Source organism: Nitrospirota bacterium (genome assembly GCA_016219645.1).
GTDB lineage: Bacteria > Nitrospirota > Nitrospiria > Nitrospirales > Nitrospiraceae > Palsa-1315.
Genome location: JACRLR010000007.1, coordinates 158,613 through 173,379, shown reverse-complemented (window position 1 = coordinate 173,379; position 14,767 = coordinate 158,613). Strand labels below are relative to the sequence as shown.

Annotated in this window: 13 protein-coding genes; 11 read left to right on the top strand and 2 right to left on the bottom strand. The window is 56.5% G+C overall.

What is annotated here, in order from left to right:
* Window positions 1-39: 39 nt before the first annotated feature.
* Window positions 40-1,596, bottom strand: coding sequence for a M28 family peptidase (locus HZB34_01490; GenBank protein MBI5314627.1), 1,557 nt, complete (start codon window positions 1,594-1,596; stop codon window positions 40-42).
* A 105-nt stretch (window positions 1,597-1,701) separates the two neighbouring features.
* Here HZB34_01490 and HZB34_01485 point away from each other — a divergent pair, with 105 nt between their 5' ends.
* From HZB34_01485 to HZB34_01465, 5 genes are all read left to right on the top strand, one after another.
* Window positions 1,702-3,753 (top strand): thioredoxin domain-containing protein, encoded by a 2,052-nt coding sequence (locus HZB34_01485; protein MBI5314626.1) that lies wholly within the window; start codon window positions 1,702-1,704, stop codon window positions 3,751-3,753.
* 8 nt (window positions 3,754-3,761) lie between these two features.
* Window positions 3,762-4,007 (top strand): hypothetical protein, encoded by a 246-nt coding sequence (locus HZB34_01480; protein MBI5314625.1) that lies wholly within the window; start codon window positions 3,762-3,764, stop codon window positions 4,005-4,007.
* A 184-nt stretch (window positions 4,008-4,191) separates the two neighbouring features.
* Complete coding sequence (locus HZB34_01475) at window positions 4,192-5,718, top strand: YifB family Mg chelatase-like AAA ATPase (protein MBI5314624.1); 1,527 nt, start codon at window positions 4,192-4,194, stop codon at window positions 5,716-5,718.
* Between the two features lie 21 nt (window positions 5,719-5,739).
* Complete coding sequence (locus HZB34_01470) at window positions 5,740-5,943, top strand: hypothetical protein (protein MBI5314623.1); 204 nt, start codon at window positions 5,740-5,742, stop codon at window positions 5,941-5,943.
* Window positions 5,944-6,055: 112 nt separating this feature from the next.
* The gene (locus tag HZB34_01465; protein MBI5314622.1) at window positions 6,056-6,481 is read left to right on the top strand and encodes a hypothetical protein; all 426 of its coding nucleotides are present in this window, start codon (window positions 6,056-6,058) and stop codon (window positions 6,479-6,481) included.
* A gap of 120 nt (window positions 6,482-6,601) precedes the next feature.
* On the opposite strand, the gene clpB is transcribed toward HZB34_01465, so the two are convergent.
* A complete protein-coding gene (clpB, locus tag HZB34_01460) occupies window positions 6,602-9,196 on the bottom strand; it encodes an ATP-dependent chaperone ClpB (protein ID MBI5314621.1) in 2,595 nt (864 codons plus the stop codon).
* A gap of 75 nt (window positions 9,197-9,271) precedes the next feature.
* Between clpB and HZB34_01455 the strand changes: the two genes are divergently transcribed.
* The 6 genes from HZB34_01455 (at window position 9,272) to HZB34_01430 (ending at window position 14,763) form a co-directional block, all read left to right on the top strand.
* Complete coding sequence (locus HZB34_01455) at window positions 9,272-10,144, top strand: hypothetical protein (GenBank protein ID MBI5314620.1); 873 nt, start codon at window positions 9,272-9,274, stop codon at window positions 10,142-10,144.
* Window positions 10,145-10,469: 325 nt separating this feature from the next.
* A complete protein-coding gene (locus HZB34_01450) occupies window positions 10,470-11,942 on the top strand; it encodes a HAMP domain-containing protein (GenBank protein ID MBI5314619.1) in 1,473 nt (490 codons plus the stop codon).
* Window positions 11,939-12,727, top strand: coding sequence for a hypothetical protein (locus HZB34_01445; protein ID MBI5314618.1), 789 nt, complete (start codon window positions 11,939-11,941; stop codon window positions 12,725-12,727). The genes HZB34_01450 and HZB34_01445 overlap by 4 nt, the downstream gene beginning before the upstream one ends.
* Before the next feature lie 10 nt (window positions 12,728-12,737).
* Entirely contained in the window at window positions 12,738-14,156 is a 1,419-nt protein-coding gene (locus HZB34_01440; protein MBI5314617.1) for a sigma-54-dependent Fis family transcriptional regulator, read from the top strand.
* Between the two features lie 172 nt (window positions 14,157-14,328).
* Complete coding sequence (locus tag HZB34_01435) at window positions 14,329-14,592, top strand: thioredoxin family protein (protein MBI5314616.1); 264 nt, start codon at window positions 14,329-14,331, stop codon at window positions 14,590-14,592.
* Window positions 14,593-14,607: 15 nt separating this feature from the next.
* Complete coding sequence (locus HZB34_01430; protein MBI5314615.1) at window positions 14,608-14,763, top strand: hypothetical protein; 156 nt, start codon at window positions 14,608-14,610, stop codon at window positions 14,761-14,763.
* Window positions 14,764-14,767 lie beyond the last annotated feature (4 nt).

Genomic DNA, 14,767 nt, shown 5'->3' with positions numbered 1-14,767 from the left:
ACAGGGCGGCCGCTAAACCGATCTTCGCGAAGATCGAGTTCATTGCCCTCCCGCCAACATCCAGGTCAGCGCGAGGACATAGCGGGCCGCGACCAGCAGGATGTCCTTGTTGACCGTATCGGCCTTGTCGGTTGGTTGATGGAAGTGCGGGTGGATGCCGCTGCTGACGACGGTGACGGTTGGCACTCCAGCTTCTTTGAACGGAACATGATCGCCGCCGGGGAAAAATCCGTACAGGTCGAGTTTGTCGGCAAGGCCGACAGTCTGTCCCGCTTCGAGCGCCAGGCTCTTCTCGAATCCCGTCACACCGATCGTCAACCGGCCATCTCCGATCCCCGCATGGTCGATATTGATCATAGCCCTGGTCGAGCTGATCGGCGCGAGAGGCTGTTCGACATAGAGCTGTGATCCGACGAGCCCCTGTTCTTCTCCGCTGAACGAGACAAATAAGATGGTTCGTGTGCCCCTTGCGCCTGCCGTCATAATTGCGCGGGCGACTTCCAACATCACTGCCGTGCCGGAGGCATTATCGTCTGCGCCGGGAAATAGCAAGCCGGCCTGTTGTCCGAAGTGGTCACGATGGGCGCCGATCACGAGGACCTCATGGGTCTTCTGCGGATCGCTGCCGGGCAAGAAGGCGAGTACATTTGTGAGGGAGCCTTCTTCCACGCTTGTCTGCCAAGCGAGCGAGCCCAATCGGCCGGTGCTGACCGATTGTGTGGCAGGGGAGCGATTCAGATGTTCTTGCAAGCCATGCAGTCGGTTTGGCGGTACATGATCCGGTGTAGCCAGAATCTGCTCGGCCAGAGTTGTGCTGATCCAGGCGCCAGGGAGCGTTTCTGAAGGGAGTGAGAGTCCATAAAAAGCACCGGGCTGTCCCGTGACACCCCGCCGGCCCTCATAGGAGCTGAGCACAGGCCCCGTGGCAGTGAGATAGCCGATGGCGCCTCTCTGACGCGCGAGGCGCACCTTGTCCGCATGGCTGATGGCGCTCTTGTAATGGGTCGGTTTGCCTCGGAGAAACAAGACGATCGCGTTGGTGGCATCGACTCCGTCATAATCGTCAATCCCCTGGGCCTTGTCGACAATTCCATAACCGACAAAGACGATTGGCCCGCGAACTGCCGCGGAGGGTGAATCGAGGATCGGGAGATAGTCTCTCCCTGGTTGAAGGATGATCGAGTCATTGGCGGTTGAAATGCGGAGCGCCGGGTTCGGGGCTATCTTTGGCACTGTGACAGCCGCGGTCATGTATCCTTCTCCGTATCCATGGCCCTGCCTCGCAGGGCTGGTTGGATCGAGGCTAACGCTGGCCAATGAAAGACCCGAAACAAGAAATCTATCCGCGACCCATTTTGCCGAGTCAGCATCCTCCGTTGTTCCTGTTTGGCGGCCATTGTAGGCAGGGCTACTGAGTGTGGTCACGTCGGCAAGCATCCGATCTCCCGACAGGCCATCGAGGGCTCGAAGCCATGCACGATGGTCTTCCTCCGATTGGGCAAAGCATTGGCTTCCCAGCGGCAGCAGTATGAGGATGATCCCCAAGAGAGCGACCGTTGCAAGGAAGGAAGAACAGCCGCGCTGCGCACAGTTCATGCGATAAGCCTCTCGAGGTCGCGTGGACTATAACATAGTCTGACTGGTTCATTGCAGAGCAGCCTGTAGCAAGGTACTATGGCGAATGATAGGAACGAAGAAGCGATGACAGATCCAGCTCTACCCATGGACCGATCTCCGAACCGGCTCATCACAGAAGCCAGTCCCTATCTTCGCCAGCATGCGAAGAATCCGGTGGATTGGTATCCCTGGGGCAAGGAAGCCCTGTCACGGGCGAAAGCAGAGGACAAGCCGATTCTCTTGTCGATCGGGTATTCGGCCTGCCATTGGTGCCATGTCATGGCGCATGAATGTTTCGAAAACGGCGAGATTGCCGCGCTCATGAATCAAGACTTCATCAATGTGAAGGTTGATCGAGAAGAACGTCCAGATCTGGATGAGATCTACCAGAAAGCTGCCCAGGTGTTTCTCGGGCGGGGCGGGGGGTGGCCCCTCACGATGTTTCTAACCCCTGACCAGGAACCCTTTTATGGGGGGACGTATTTCCCACCGTCACCCCGGCATAATCTGCCGGGATTTCCTGAGGTCATGCGAGGTGTCGTCGAAGCCTATCGGAACCATCGAGAGGATGTCTGTAAGAACGTGGAGAAAGTCAAAACAGGATTGCTGCGGGTCGGGACTCCGCAACCCTCGACAGACCCCTTGACGGATGGTTTGTTTGACGAAGCGGCAAAGAGCCTCGGGCAGTTTTTCGATCCGGTCCACGGCGGATTCGGTGATGGGCCGAAGTTTCCCACGGTTCCCCCGCTGAGCCTGCTACTGCGTCAGACGGCTAGGACGAAAGACGTCTCCTATCAAGAACTCGTATTGTTACAGCTGAGAACTATGGCAGCCGGCGGAATCTACGACCATCTTGGCGGCGGTTTTCATCGCTACTCGGTGGACGGCCAGTGGCTGATTCCCCATTTCGAGAAGATGCTCTATGACAACGCCCAACTGGTACGGATCTATCTTGATGGATGGCGTCTCACCAGGGAGGATCGGTTTCGTGAGGTGGTGGGAGAGACCTTGGAGTACGTTCGCCGTGAACTCACGCATCCGGACGGCGCGTTCTATGCTGCACAGGATGCCGACAGTGAGGGGCATGAGGGAGCCTACTTCGTGTGGGGGCCGGGAGAAATTGTTTCGGTGCTGGGCGCCAATGCGGCTGAGGAGTTCTGCCGACACTATGGAGTGACGGAGAGCGGAAATTTTGAAGGCATGAACGTGTTGAATCGGCTCGGTGGGACTCAGATCGCGCCGGACGCGCTGCAAGCGTTGCGGCATGCCAGGGTGAAATTGTTAGCAGCACGAGAGCGTAGGATAAAACCGGAGCGGGATGACAATATTCTCACGAGTTGGAACGCGATGATGGTCTCCGCCTACCTTGATGCCTACCAGGCATTCGGGCTTCCCGCCTATCTCACTGCCGCCGAACGGGCGCTCACATTCCTCTTGGACTATGCGGTTGAGAACGGGCGGGTCTATCGTGCGGTCACGGCAGGGAAGGGGCGTGTGAATGGATACCTGGACGATGCAGCTTGTCTCGCCGCTGCGTTGTTGGATGCGTTTGAGGCGACGTCGCATCGGTGGTATCTGGAGCAGGCTCGCGAGATGACGGACCATCTGCTGGATCGATATTGGGATGAGGGAGCGGGCGGGTGCTTTTATACCAGTCGCGACCATGAAGCCCTTCTTCATCGCATGAAGTCCGGAACTGATAGCGCGATTCCATCCGGCAATGCTATTGTCGCCTTGGTCTTGTTGAGACTCTTCTCTTTCACAAGAGAGCAGCAGTATTATGATCGGGCAGAGCATCTATTTCGGGTCTTCCGGAGCGTGATGGGGCATAACGCCTATGGTTCATCAGCCATGCTCTGTTCGCTAGATTGGTACCTGACGACGCCGAAGGAAATTGTGGTCCTTGGCACTCGCGGCGATGCACGAACCGAATCGTTGCTCTCGACGGTTCATCAGCGGTATCTGCCGAATCGTACGGTGCTGGTGGCCGACACGACTCGTCGTGTCGGGGAATCCGACTTGCCGCTTGCCGCAGGGAAGGCGACGGTGAATGGGCACCCGACGGCATTTGTGTGTCATCGTCAGACTTGTTCGTCTCCAGTGACGGAGCGCCGGCAGCTGGAGCTGTTATTGTAGGAGGTTGCGTGGACGGCGGCGATTCGGGGAAAGGGTTGTACGATCATCTCTACCGCCGATTTTTTGAAAATCGCGCCAAGCACCAGGGCTACGATTTTCAGCATGCTCCAAGTGGGAGCGCTCCGGCGCCGATCGTTACATTTCAGGATCGCCTTCGATGGTGGACTTGGGGCCGGTGGAAACGGCGGAAAGTCATCTTGGCGGCACGCGACCGGTTCCAGCAGGACATTTTGGATATCAAGAAACGATCGTAACTGCTCAGGTGGATAGCTTTTAGCCCGCATACTCATAGATAGACTTCAGTCTGCAGTCTCCAGCCTAAATACCTGGGCCGCTACGAAATGGAACCATATTCCCGCCTTCACCTGTCGTTTCGATTGCAACAATTCAACAGGATTCCTATAATTCAGCATTGTTGCTGCTTGACCGGAAATGCCCATGCTCGCAAAGGTTCTCAGTGCTGCACTCGTCGGTATCGATGCCCATCTGATCGATGTGGAAGTCGACATCGTTGGAGGGCTTCCCCAATTCTCGGTCGTGGGGCTTCCGGATGCGACGGTGCGGGAGAGCCGCGACCGTGTCCGCTCCGCGCTCAAGAATACCGGTTTCCACTTTCCTGCCAAGAAGATTACCGTAAATCTCGCTCCCGCGGGAATCAAGAAGGAGGGGCCAGGGCTTGATCTGGCCATTGCCATCGGCATTCTCGTCGCGGAAGAAGTCATTCTGCCTCAGCATGTACAAGACTGTGTGTGTGTCGGCGAACTCTCGTTGGACGGGCATATCAAGGCGATTGCAGGCGCCTTATCCATCGGGATTGCCTGTCGGCCCGGGTATCGGCTGCTCTTACCGGCTGAAAATAGCCAAGAATCGTCTATGGTAGAAGGTGTGAGGGCATACCCTATTCACACGCTTCCTGAGGCTGTGGCATTTCTGAATGGTACGGTGTCTCTGAGCCCGGCGCAGGCTGACAGGAACCAGTTCTTTTCGACAGGCCCTATCGAGGACGACTATAGCGAAGTGAAGGGACAGGACCATGCGAAGCGGGCACTGGAGGTCGCTGCAGCTGGGGGCCACAATGTCCTGATGGTGGGACCGCCTGGGTCAGGCAAAACCATGTTAGCCAAACGTCTCACGACGATTTTGCCCCTGATGGACCCGGAAGAAGCGATTGAAACCACCCGTGTCCATAGCATAGCCGGCCAATTGCCGGCTCATTATTCGTTGTTGACGGTCCGCCCGTTTCGCGCCCCGCATCATAGTATTTCCGATGCCGGACTCATCGGAGGCGGGGCCGTTCCCCGGCCTGGCGAAGTGTCGTTAGCACACAATGGCGTGTTGTTCTTGGACGAGTCTCCGGAGTTTCGCCGGCCGGTCTTGGACGGATTGCGGCAACCATTGGAAGATGGGCATGTCACCCTCACCAGGGCCAGCGGGTCGCTGCGCTATCCTGCGCGCTTCATGTTGATTGCCGCGATGAATCCCTGTCCCTGCGGATACTACGGGGATCGAACGCGTGAATGTGTCTGCAGCCCGCAGCAAATTCGTCGCTATCGAGCCAAGTTGTCAGGGCCTCTTCAAGACAGACTCGATATTCACATCGAGGTTCCAGCGGTCTCCGTGCGAGACTTGCATGATCACGGCCCTCTGCCGGAGAGTTCCGCCACAATTCGCGCGCGTGTCCTCGGAGCGAGGGATCTTCAGCGGCGACGATATCGTGATGCCGGGATTCACGCGAATGCCCAGTTGAAGCCGAGGCTCCTGAAGCAGTACTGTGGCCTGGAGGCTCCGGCTCAAGAACTCCTAGGGCGGGCTTTGACCAAGCTCGGCTTGTCTGCCCGGGCCCATGGGCGCATTGTACGGGTGGCGAGAACTATCGCCGATCTCGCTGGGTCTGATAATATTGAACCGCTGCATGTGGCGGAAGCTATTCAATATCGCAGTCTCGACCGGCGAATGGAGTTTTGAGGATCATTTGTGTGGCCCTCGATGAAAGTCTTTTTGTGGTGGTTCGCTGTCGGCTCTACCATGGCGCTGGCGGTGATTTTGCTGCAAGGCGGTATTCGGGAGGCTATGCAAACGCAGGGGTCCGTGTGGGGACTGAAGTTGGTGGAAGTGCTTACGACCATCGTGGGAGGGGGACTGCTCGGCGGCTGTGTCGCACTGATTTTGGATCGTATCAAGAAGTCATAACAGCCTCGACAACCGTGAATCGTGAAGCGTATCTCGTGAAAATATTGCAGCCGGTTCTTTGGCGAGAGACGAACGACGCTTCACGAACGACGGACGAAGAGGAAGGCCACATATGGATATAGAAGTCGGTTCGAACCTGTATCGCGATACAGATGGCATGATTGAAATAGAAGGCGTTCCCCAGATTCAAGTGGCGCTGAAACCGACGACGGGCGACTTACTCGTCACCTTTGCGTTGTTCGACGCAGGCGGAAAAGTGACGGCAAAACTCATCGACAGTACCCTGATGATCAACGAACGGCGTGCCTACGAAGTGAATGCGACGTCGAAGAGTCTCCGGTTCACACACGCAGTCTCGGGGACCGTCGTCTTACAAATCGATGTGAAAGCGCCTGGCGTGGTGGCCTTGACGAAAGGGGAGTTCCACACGATGAAAGGCCATGTGTTCCAGGTGTCTCCCACCGGATGGAACATCGACAAATTGCGTGTCAGCGGCACAATGCACGATCTAAAGGGAGGGTCTGTCGTCCTGGGCTGAAGAGTCTTGTTCATCTGGTCTATTCGGTCTATCTGGTCTGTCTTGTCACTCGGTCGAGTAAGATCGACTCTTAGCTAACCAGACAGACCAGATCAACCAGATAGACCGGCCTTTCGCCTGTTAGCCCGCGATCGTTGGTACGATGACGATCTGCCTGTCTTTCAACTCCACGGTCGCGGTATCTCCATCGCGCAGTTCTCCCTTGACCAATTGACGCGCCATCGGCGTCTCAACCTCCTGTTGGATCAATCGCTTCAACGGCCTCGCCCCATAGGTGGGATCGTAGCCGCGTTCACCCAGATAGCGTAGGGCTTCTGGCGTCACGGACAACGAGATCCGTCGTTCTGTCAAACGTGTCCGCAACCGCTCGAGTTGGATCTCCACGATCTTCGTGAGCTGTTCGGTTCCCAGAGCATGGAATACCACGGTCTCGTCGACACGGTTCAAAAATTCAGGACGGAAGTGCTCCCGTAGCTCTACCATGACGAGAGCGCAGACCTCGTCATAGGAGGCATGCCGCTGCTGCGCGTCAAGAATTTGCGGGCTGCCGATGTTCGACGTCATGATCAAGACGGTATTCTTGAAATCGACGGTCCGGCCCTGAGAATCTGTCAATCGTCCGTCATCCAAGACTTGGAGTAAGACGTTGAAGACGTCGTGATGGGCTTTTTCGATTTCGTCGAACAGGATGACGGAAAATGGGCGCCTCCGGACGGCTTCTGTCAGTTGTCCGCCCTCTTCATAGCCGATATAGCCCGGAGGGGCTCCGATCAGGCGGGCCACCGTGTGTTTTTCCATGTACTCGGACATATCGATTCGAATCAGATTGGCATCGTTATCAAAGAGTGTTGCGGCAAGGGTCCGTGCCAACTCGGTCTTTCCAACTCCGGTCGGGCCAAGGAACAGAAACGAGCCAATGGGCCGATTTGGGTCTTTGATGCCGGAACGCGCACGGAGGACGGCATCGGCAACTGCCTCCACCGCTTCATCCTGGCCCACCACGCGCTGATGGAGCAACTCGCCCAACTTGAGGAGCTTTTCCGTTTCACCTTCGACCAGCCGGGCGACGGGGATTCCGGTCCAGCGACTCACGATAGCTGCGATATCATCTTCGTCGACTTCTTCTTTGAGCAACCGGCTTTCACCCTGCTTCTTGCCGAGCTGTTCCTGTTCCAAGGTGAGTTCCCGCTCGAGACGAGGCAACTCTCCGTAGCGCAGCTCTGCGACTCGATTGAGATCGTAGGCCCGTTCCGCCCGTTCCATCTCCTGCTTGATCCCCTCCATCGCTTCGCGAGTCTTTCGCAGCCGTGCCACCGAGGCTTTTTCCGAATCCCATCGAGTCTTGAGCGCCTGCAGATCGCCCTGTTTCTCACCCAGTTCCAGCTCAAGTGTGGTGAGCCGGGCCTGGCTGGACGGATCCTGTTCTTTCCGTAAGGCTTCCCGCTCAATCTCCAGCTGCAACACCTTGCGGGAGACTTCGTCGAGTTCCGCGGGCAAACTGTCGATTTCAGTACGCAGGCGGGCTGCCGCTTCATCGACCAGATCGATGGCCTTATCCGGCAAAAAGCGGTCGGCGATATACCGGTTCGAGAGTTTCGCCGCAGCGACCAGTGCGGCGTCTTTGATACGCACGCCGTGGTGCACTTCGTAACGTTCCTTGAGCCCCCGCAGAATCGAGATGGTATCTTCCACCATCGGCTGATCGACCAACACGGTCTGAAACCGCCGCTCCAAGGCGGCATCCTTCTCAATATGCTTTCGATACTCATCCAGCGTCGTCGCGCCGATCAAGTGCAATTCGCCGCGGGCCAACAAGGGCTTGAGCAGATTGGCCGCATCCATGGCTCCCTCTGCTGCCCCAGCTCCCACGACCGTATGCAGTTCATCGATGAAAAGCAGGATTTGTCCCTCTGCCGCCTGCACCTCTTTGAGAACAGCCTTCAATCGTTCCTCAAATTCGCCGCGGAACTTCGCGCCGGCCACCAATGATCCCATATCGAGGGTCACGACGCGTTTCTTTTTCAGCCCTTCGGGCACATCCCCCTTGATAATGCGAGTGGCAAGTCCTTCGACGATGGCTGTTTTCCCGACGCCCGGCTCGCCGATGAGTACGGGGTTGTTTTTGGTTCTCCGTGACAGAATCTGCACGACTCGACGGATTTCCTCGTCGCGTCCTATGACAGGATCCAGTTTTCCTTGCCCCGCGAACCTGGTGAGGTCGCGGCCGTACTTTTCTAAAGCCTGGTATGTACTTTCCGGATCCTGGCTCGTGACACGTTGAGACCCTCGTATCTGCTGAAGTGCTCCTAACAGCCGTTCCTTCGTCAGGCCGAGTTTCTTAAAGACTCCCCCCTCCTGGGCCATGGCGAGGATGACATGTTCGACGCTGAGATAGTCGTCTTTCAACGTACGTTGTTCGTCTTCGGCCTTGGCCAGGACTTGGCTCAGCCGGGCGGCGATGTGGAGCTGGCCTGGGCTTGCTCCGGCCCCCTGTACTTGAGGCAGTTTTGCGAGTGCCTGTTCCACTGCCTGATGAACAGAGGACAGCGACAGCCCTGCTTGTTCGAGGAGGGAGGACGCGAGACCTCCGTCCTGTTCCACGAACGCAAGCAGGAGGTGCTCCACCTCGATCCCCTGATGACTTCGTCTCGAGGCATGAGACGACGCAGTCTGGAGCGCCTCTTGTAGTTTGATTGTGATGCGATTCATGTCCATCGTTCGGTCCTCTCAGTTCACCCGTGTGACTCGATACCAGTCACATAATCATAGGATGGAGGAAGTCAACCTCTCATGAGCATTCATTGGCTTGACCGGACAAGTTCCCACAGACTATTGTCTTTCATGCCCCGCATTCTCACCGAAACACTGGCACTCTATCGGAACGCCTTGCGCAAAACTGGACGGTCCCTCGTCCGGGGCTGGATGGCCATAATAGCCGTGGTGGGATTCGGCTTCTTGCTCATGGTGGCAAGCCAGATCGCATCGCCGCTCGGCATGGTCGGAGGGTTTCTGCTGGGCGCGGTGAATGCGCTCTTGGTCGGCGCCACCCTGAGTCTGATCGAGCAATCGATCAGCCCCACAGGAGCCCTCACCTTCCGCGACATTGTCGGCAGTGTCGGTCATTACTTCTGGGATGTCATCGGCGTTGGGTTTATCATGTGGCTGCCGCTGATGGCGCTCGATATGACGATGCAGACGAATCCCTATGGGCAACTCCTCTCGTACGGTGTTTTTCTGCTCCTCTTTCTCTTGCTCAACCCGGCGCCGGAGATTATCTATCAAGTGCGGCATGGTTCTCCGTTGGAGGTGTTCAAGACCTCCTATGAGTTCGTCCTTGAGAATTGGATCGAATGGTTTCTTCCGTTTGCGGTGATTCTCATCCCCATCATCCTCTCACCCATGGGGCTGCAATCGCTCTTTTCTCTCTCCAGTCGCCTGGGGAGGGGGGCAGGTTTGGATTTTTCCCAGCTCCTCGTGCTGCCGTTCACGATCCTCGGAGGTTGGCTGGACTACGTGGGGATTCCCTCTTCAATCAGTTGGTATCTCGGGATCCTATTGACGCCACCCCTTGCTGTGGCGATGTTGTTGTTTCGTGGCCATCTCTTTGCATCGCTGCATGGGGTATCGCGCCGCCAGCGCCGATTTATTTCGCCATTCAACTAGCCAGCATTATTTATGACTCTTCTCCTGCAATCGCCAATCCGCTGTTGCGACAAGCCTGGGCCGGCGGGCTCGCCCCTCAGACCTTCGACGTACTGCATGAGTACGCCTCAGGTCCTCCGGGCTCCGCGCGCCGGTCTCACAACGCGGCTTGGCGATTTCGCCACGAACAGTCATGAATAATGCGGGCTAGAGATGAGCCGTGAGGATGGTACGGGCGGGCGCTTGTTTGCCTGATTGCTTGAGTGACATGGGAAAATAGTGTATGGAATTGCCTACAGCTGATACAGATATCGTCGATTTCCAAGGCTGAGAAAGGGCCTCTCCCTTGCGCTTATCGATTTTCTGGCGGATTGTCTTGACCTCTGTTGTCATCATCGTGGTGATGGCAGGGGTGAACCTATACGCGTTGTTTCAACTGCGCCAGCTGACTTCGCTGAGCGCCAACATGGCTACGCACCATTACCCGGCGATCGAATCGGCCAAACGGCTGCTCGGGGTGCTCTATGCCCAACTCAACAGCGAAAAGAAGTATCTGGCCGTACGCGATGCCACGTTCCTGCAACATTTCGATGAAGAGGTCGACGAATTTCATCGTGGACTCCAGAGTCTCGAAACGCAGGAACTCACGCCCAAAGGGATTCAACTCCTTCAAGACACCAAGCACCTACAGCAAGAACGCCTGATGATCTTTCGCGCGGAGTTGGAGCATGGCGGGTCGCCCGCCACTTCTCCGTCCGTGGGCTATGAGGGCCGGAGAGATGCTTTGATGGACCGCATCACTGCCACACTCCAGCAGTTTATCAATCTTCACGAGACCGGCATCAGTGTCGGTGTGAGCCGGTCACGGGAAAGTTCGGCGCAAGCCGAAGCGGTGACGGAGCAATTGGTATTGCTCGCGCTTGTCTTCGGCATTGCACTCGCCGGCGTGGCCAGTTTTACGGTCCTGCGCCCGCTTCGACAAGTCCAGAACCATATCAAACAGATCGGGCAGGGAAATTTTCGCACGTCGCTGAATATCCGGGCCCCCAGTGAGCTGCGAGACCTCGTCGACTCCGTGAATTGGATGGGCACAAAACTACAAGAACTGGATGATATGAAGGGGGAGTTCCTGGCCCATGTCTCCCACGAATTACGCACACCCATGGCTTCGATCCAGGAAGGGACTCATTTGCTGCTCGATGAAATTCCCGGCCCCCTATCGCAAGAACAGCGCACGACCTTACGCATCATGGCAGACAGCAGCCGCCGACTGATCACTCTCATCTCGACCATTCTCGATCTCTCAAAAATGGACGCTGGCATGATGGAATACCGGATCGTCCCGACCGATCTCAAGCGGATCACAGATATGTCGGTTAACAAGGTGCAACTCCTTGCCGATGCCAAGCACGTGCAACTGTTGCTGGAAGCGCCGGAACAACGTGTCTGGGTGAAGGCGGATGCGCTGAGAGTCGAACAAGTGCTTGATAACCTGCTCTCAAATGCATTGAAATTCAGCTCGGAAGGGGGCATTGTGAAAGTGCTCATGAGGCCGGATCAAAGAGCGGGAGTCCTCGAAGTGAGCGTGACAGATGGAGGTCCCGGTATTCAGGCCGAAGACCTTCCCTATATCTTTGAACGTTTCTATCAAGGGCGCACAAAGGCCAAGCACGGGACGCCAGGCAGTGGGCTGGGCTTGGCCCTGGCAAAAAAAGTGGTCGAGGCGCATGGAGGACGGATTTGGATCGAAAGCGAAGTCAAAAAGGGGACGACGGTACGATTCGTTCTCCCCCTCACGAAGCCGGGAGAAATAGCATGAAGGCTGCCCACGGTTTCATCTGGGGAGCCTTGTATTGTCTCGTTCTGGCTGGATGTGCGGCATGGTCGCCTGCGCCACAGTTTTCCCAACCCTACTTCGTCGTGGATGCGGGAGAGGCCAGACTCCTTCATTCCTTGGCAAAAAAGCAAGAGGCGCTCATCCCCAAGTGTGCCGAGCATAATTCCTGTGATCATGTGTACTTTACACGCGCACTGCTGGGGCTCTACGAAAGTCGGGATAGCGCGTCGAAGTATTTCGAGAAAGTCATCGCCGTGTCGCCCAAAAGCCAGATGGCCTCCTCTAGTAAGCTCTGGTTACAATTACTTGAGTACCACAGCTCCCCCACGGAGCAGACCTGGGTCCAGTCCGTCATAGCGGCTCCAGCCATATCAGAGAGTCAGGCGATCCTGGGGCAGGCATCCGATCGTCTGGTGCGAGACTTGCTAGACAGAGAGCTGACGATCCAACAACTGCGGGCAATGAAGGAAGCCGACGCCCAATCCCTGGAGGGCCTCCAGCGTGAATTAGCCGAGCGTGACCGGAAAGGGGATACGGCCAGCGGAAGGAGAGATCTCAAAGATTCCGCTCGAGGCCTATCGGATACAGGTATGGTGCTGTCGCTGCAAAAGCAATTGTCTGATCGAGAGAAGAAAATAGAGGAGTTGGCGAGCCAGCTGGAAGCATTGAAGCGCATCGATCAGGAAATGCGGGATAAGGTTCGTCCCGTTCGTCCCCCATCGACGATCGCACCGTCTCCGACCGTGCCGGAACCGGTAACACCGTAGAAGGAGTTTCATGGAAAAGGAACATATTCTCGTAGTCGACGATGAAGAAGGACTGCTGCATCTTGTCAAGATGCGGTTGACCGCTATGGGTTTTGACGTCACTGGTTGCACAACCGGACGTGAGGCCATCGCGGCAGCCAAGAAAGACCGGTTCGACCTTGTCGTTGCCGACCTCCGGCTGGGCAGCGAAGACGGGTTAGATGTGACGGAAGAATTGCTGCGGATTCATCCGGGCCTTCCGGTGATCATCTTGACGGCCCACGGCAGTATCCCCAATGCCGTGGAAGCGATGCAGCGGGGAGCCTTCGGCTATCTCACGAAACCGTTCGATGACAAAGAACTCAAGGCCAAAATCGAGGAAGGGCTTTCTCCACAACGGATGAGAGGAGAGATTCAGCGACTGAAGTCTCTCGTCAACGAATTGTATGGAATGGAAAACATCGTCGCGCGGAGTCCGGCGATGCAGCGCATCCTCCAGCAGGTAGTGCAGGTGGCGGATTCGGACGCGACCATTCTTCTTTTCGGGGAAACTGGTACCGGCAAAGAAGTCTTGGCCCGTGTCATTCATGCGAACAGCCGACGGAGTAAGGGGCCGTTTGTCGCCCTGAATTGCGCGGCCATCCCCGAAACGCTCTTCGAGTCCGAACTCTTCGGGCACGTGCGCGGTGCGTTTACCAGCGCCCATGGCGCGAAGCGAGGGCTGTTTCAAAGCGCCAACGGTGGTACGCTTTTTCTTGACGAGATCGGCGAAATACCGCTCTCGATGCAGGTCAAATTGTTGCGGGCTGTGCAGGAACGGGAAGTCCGCGAAGTGGGCTCTGAAGTCTCGACGAAGATCGATGTGCGGATTGTTGCCGCAACCAATAAAGACCTCGGTGAAGCGGTCAAGAACGGCTCATTCCGGAACGATCTGTACTATCGTATTTCGGTTGTCCCGTTGTTTATCCCACCGCTTCGCGATCGTCGAGAAGACATCCCCTTGTTGGCACAACACTTCCTGACCGCGAGTGCGAAACGGGCGAATAAGAGCTTGCGTGGCTTTACGCCGGCTGCACTCAATCGATTGATCACTCATCCCTGGCCTGGCAATGTCCGCGAATTGGAAAATGTCGTTGAGAAGGCCGCCGTGATGACCCGTCAGGACATGATTACCCCCGACCTGTTACCTTCGATGGGCACATCACCGGATGCGCCGCTCAAGCCACTGACGGAAGCAAAGGAAGAGTTTGAGAAGACCTATCTCAAGAATGTGCTGGAACTGACCGGTGGCAATATCTCTCGTGCCGCCCAATTTGCTGGGCGCTATCGGGCGGATTTCTACAAAATGCTCAGGAAGTATGGTCTGCATCCCTCGACCCTCAAGGCCAAAGCAGAAGCAGATCTGGAAGAGATGGATGAACAGGGCGACCTTACGGAGGCCGAACGCTAGCACACTGGTCAAACACTACTTTTCATCCCTTATTTTCTTCCAAGGGTAGCCTGGTCAGTCCTCGAGTACGCGCGTTCCGCGAGCAGGAGGACAGCCAGGTTGCCCTCCACTTCCCCTTCGCTTGCTGCCTCATTCACCCCGGTGTTAAGATCGCCCACGACCGGAGGAACCGATGCCCAATATCTTGCTCCTAGTTTCACCGAGCTGTGGAGCCTGCCCGTCAGCAAAAAGTTTGTGGAAACAGTTGCGGGTGAAATATAGCTTCAGTTATCGCGAGGTAGATATTACGACAGAGGATGGGAGAAACCTCGCAGATCGACATTCGGTAAGGGCGGTGCCGGCTACGATCATTGATGGGCGGCTCACGTTTGTTGGTGTGCCGAGCCGGGAGAGCGCTGAGAAGGCGTTGCAGCTCAAAATGAAACCGCGCGAGTAGGGGACGGATCACTCTATGATCGACGAGGATAATGAATTGCCAGAGCTCCCTGTCATCGAGAAGGGACCTCCGCCGGATTGTCCCATGTGCGGTGACCCGATGGCGTTTATCGATGGCGACTGGTGCTGCGTGGATTGTAACGGAGAGCTCTTGGGGCCGGAAACCGGCTAGTACA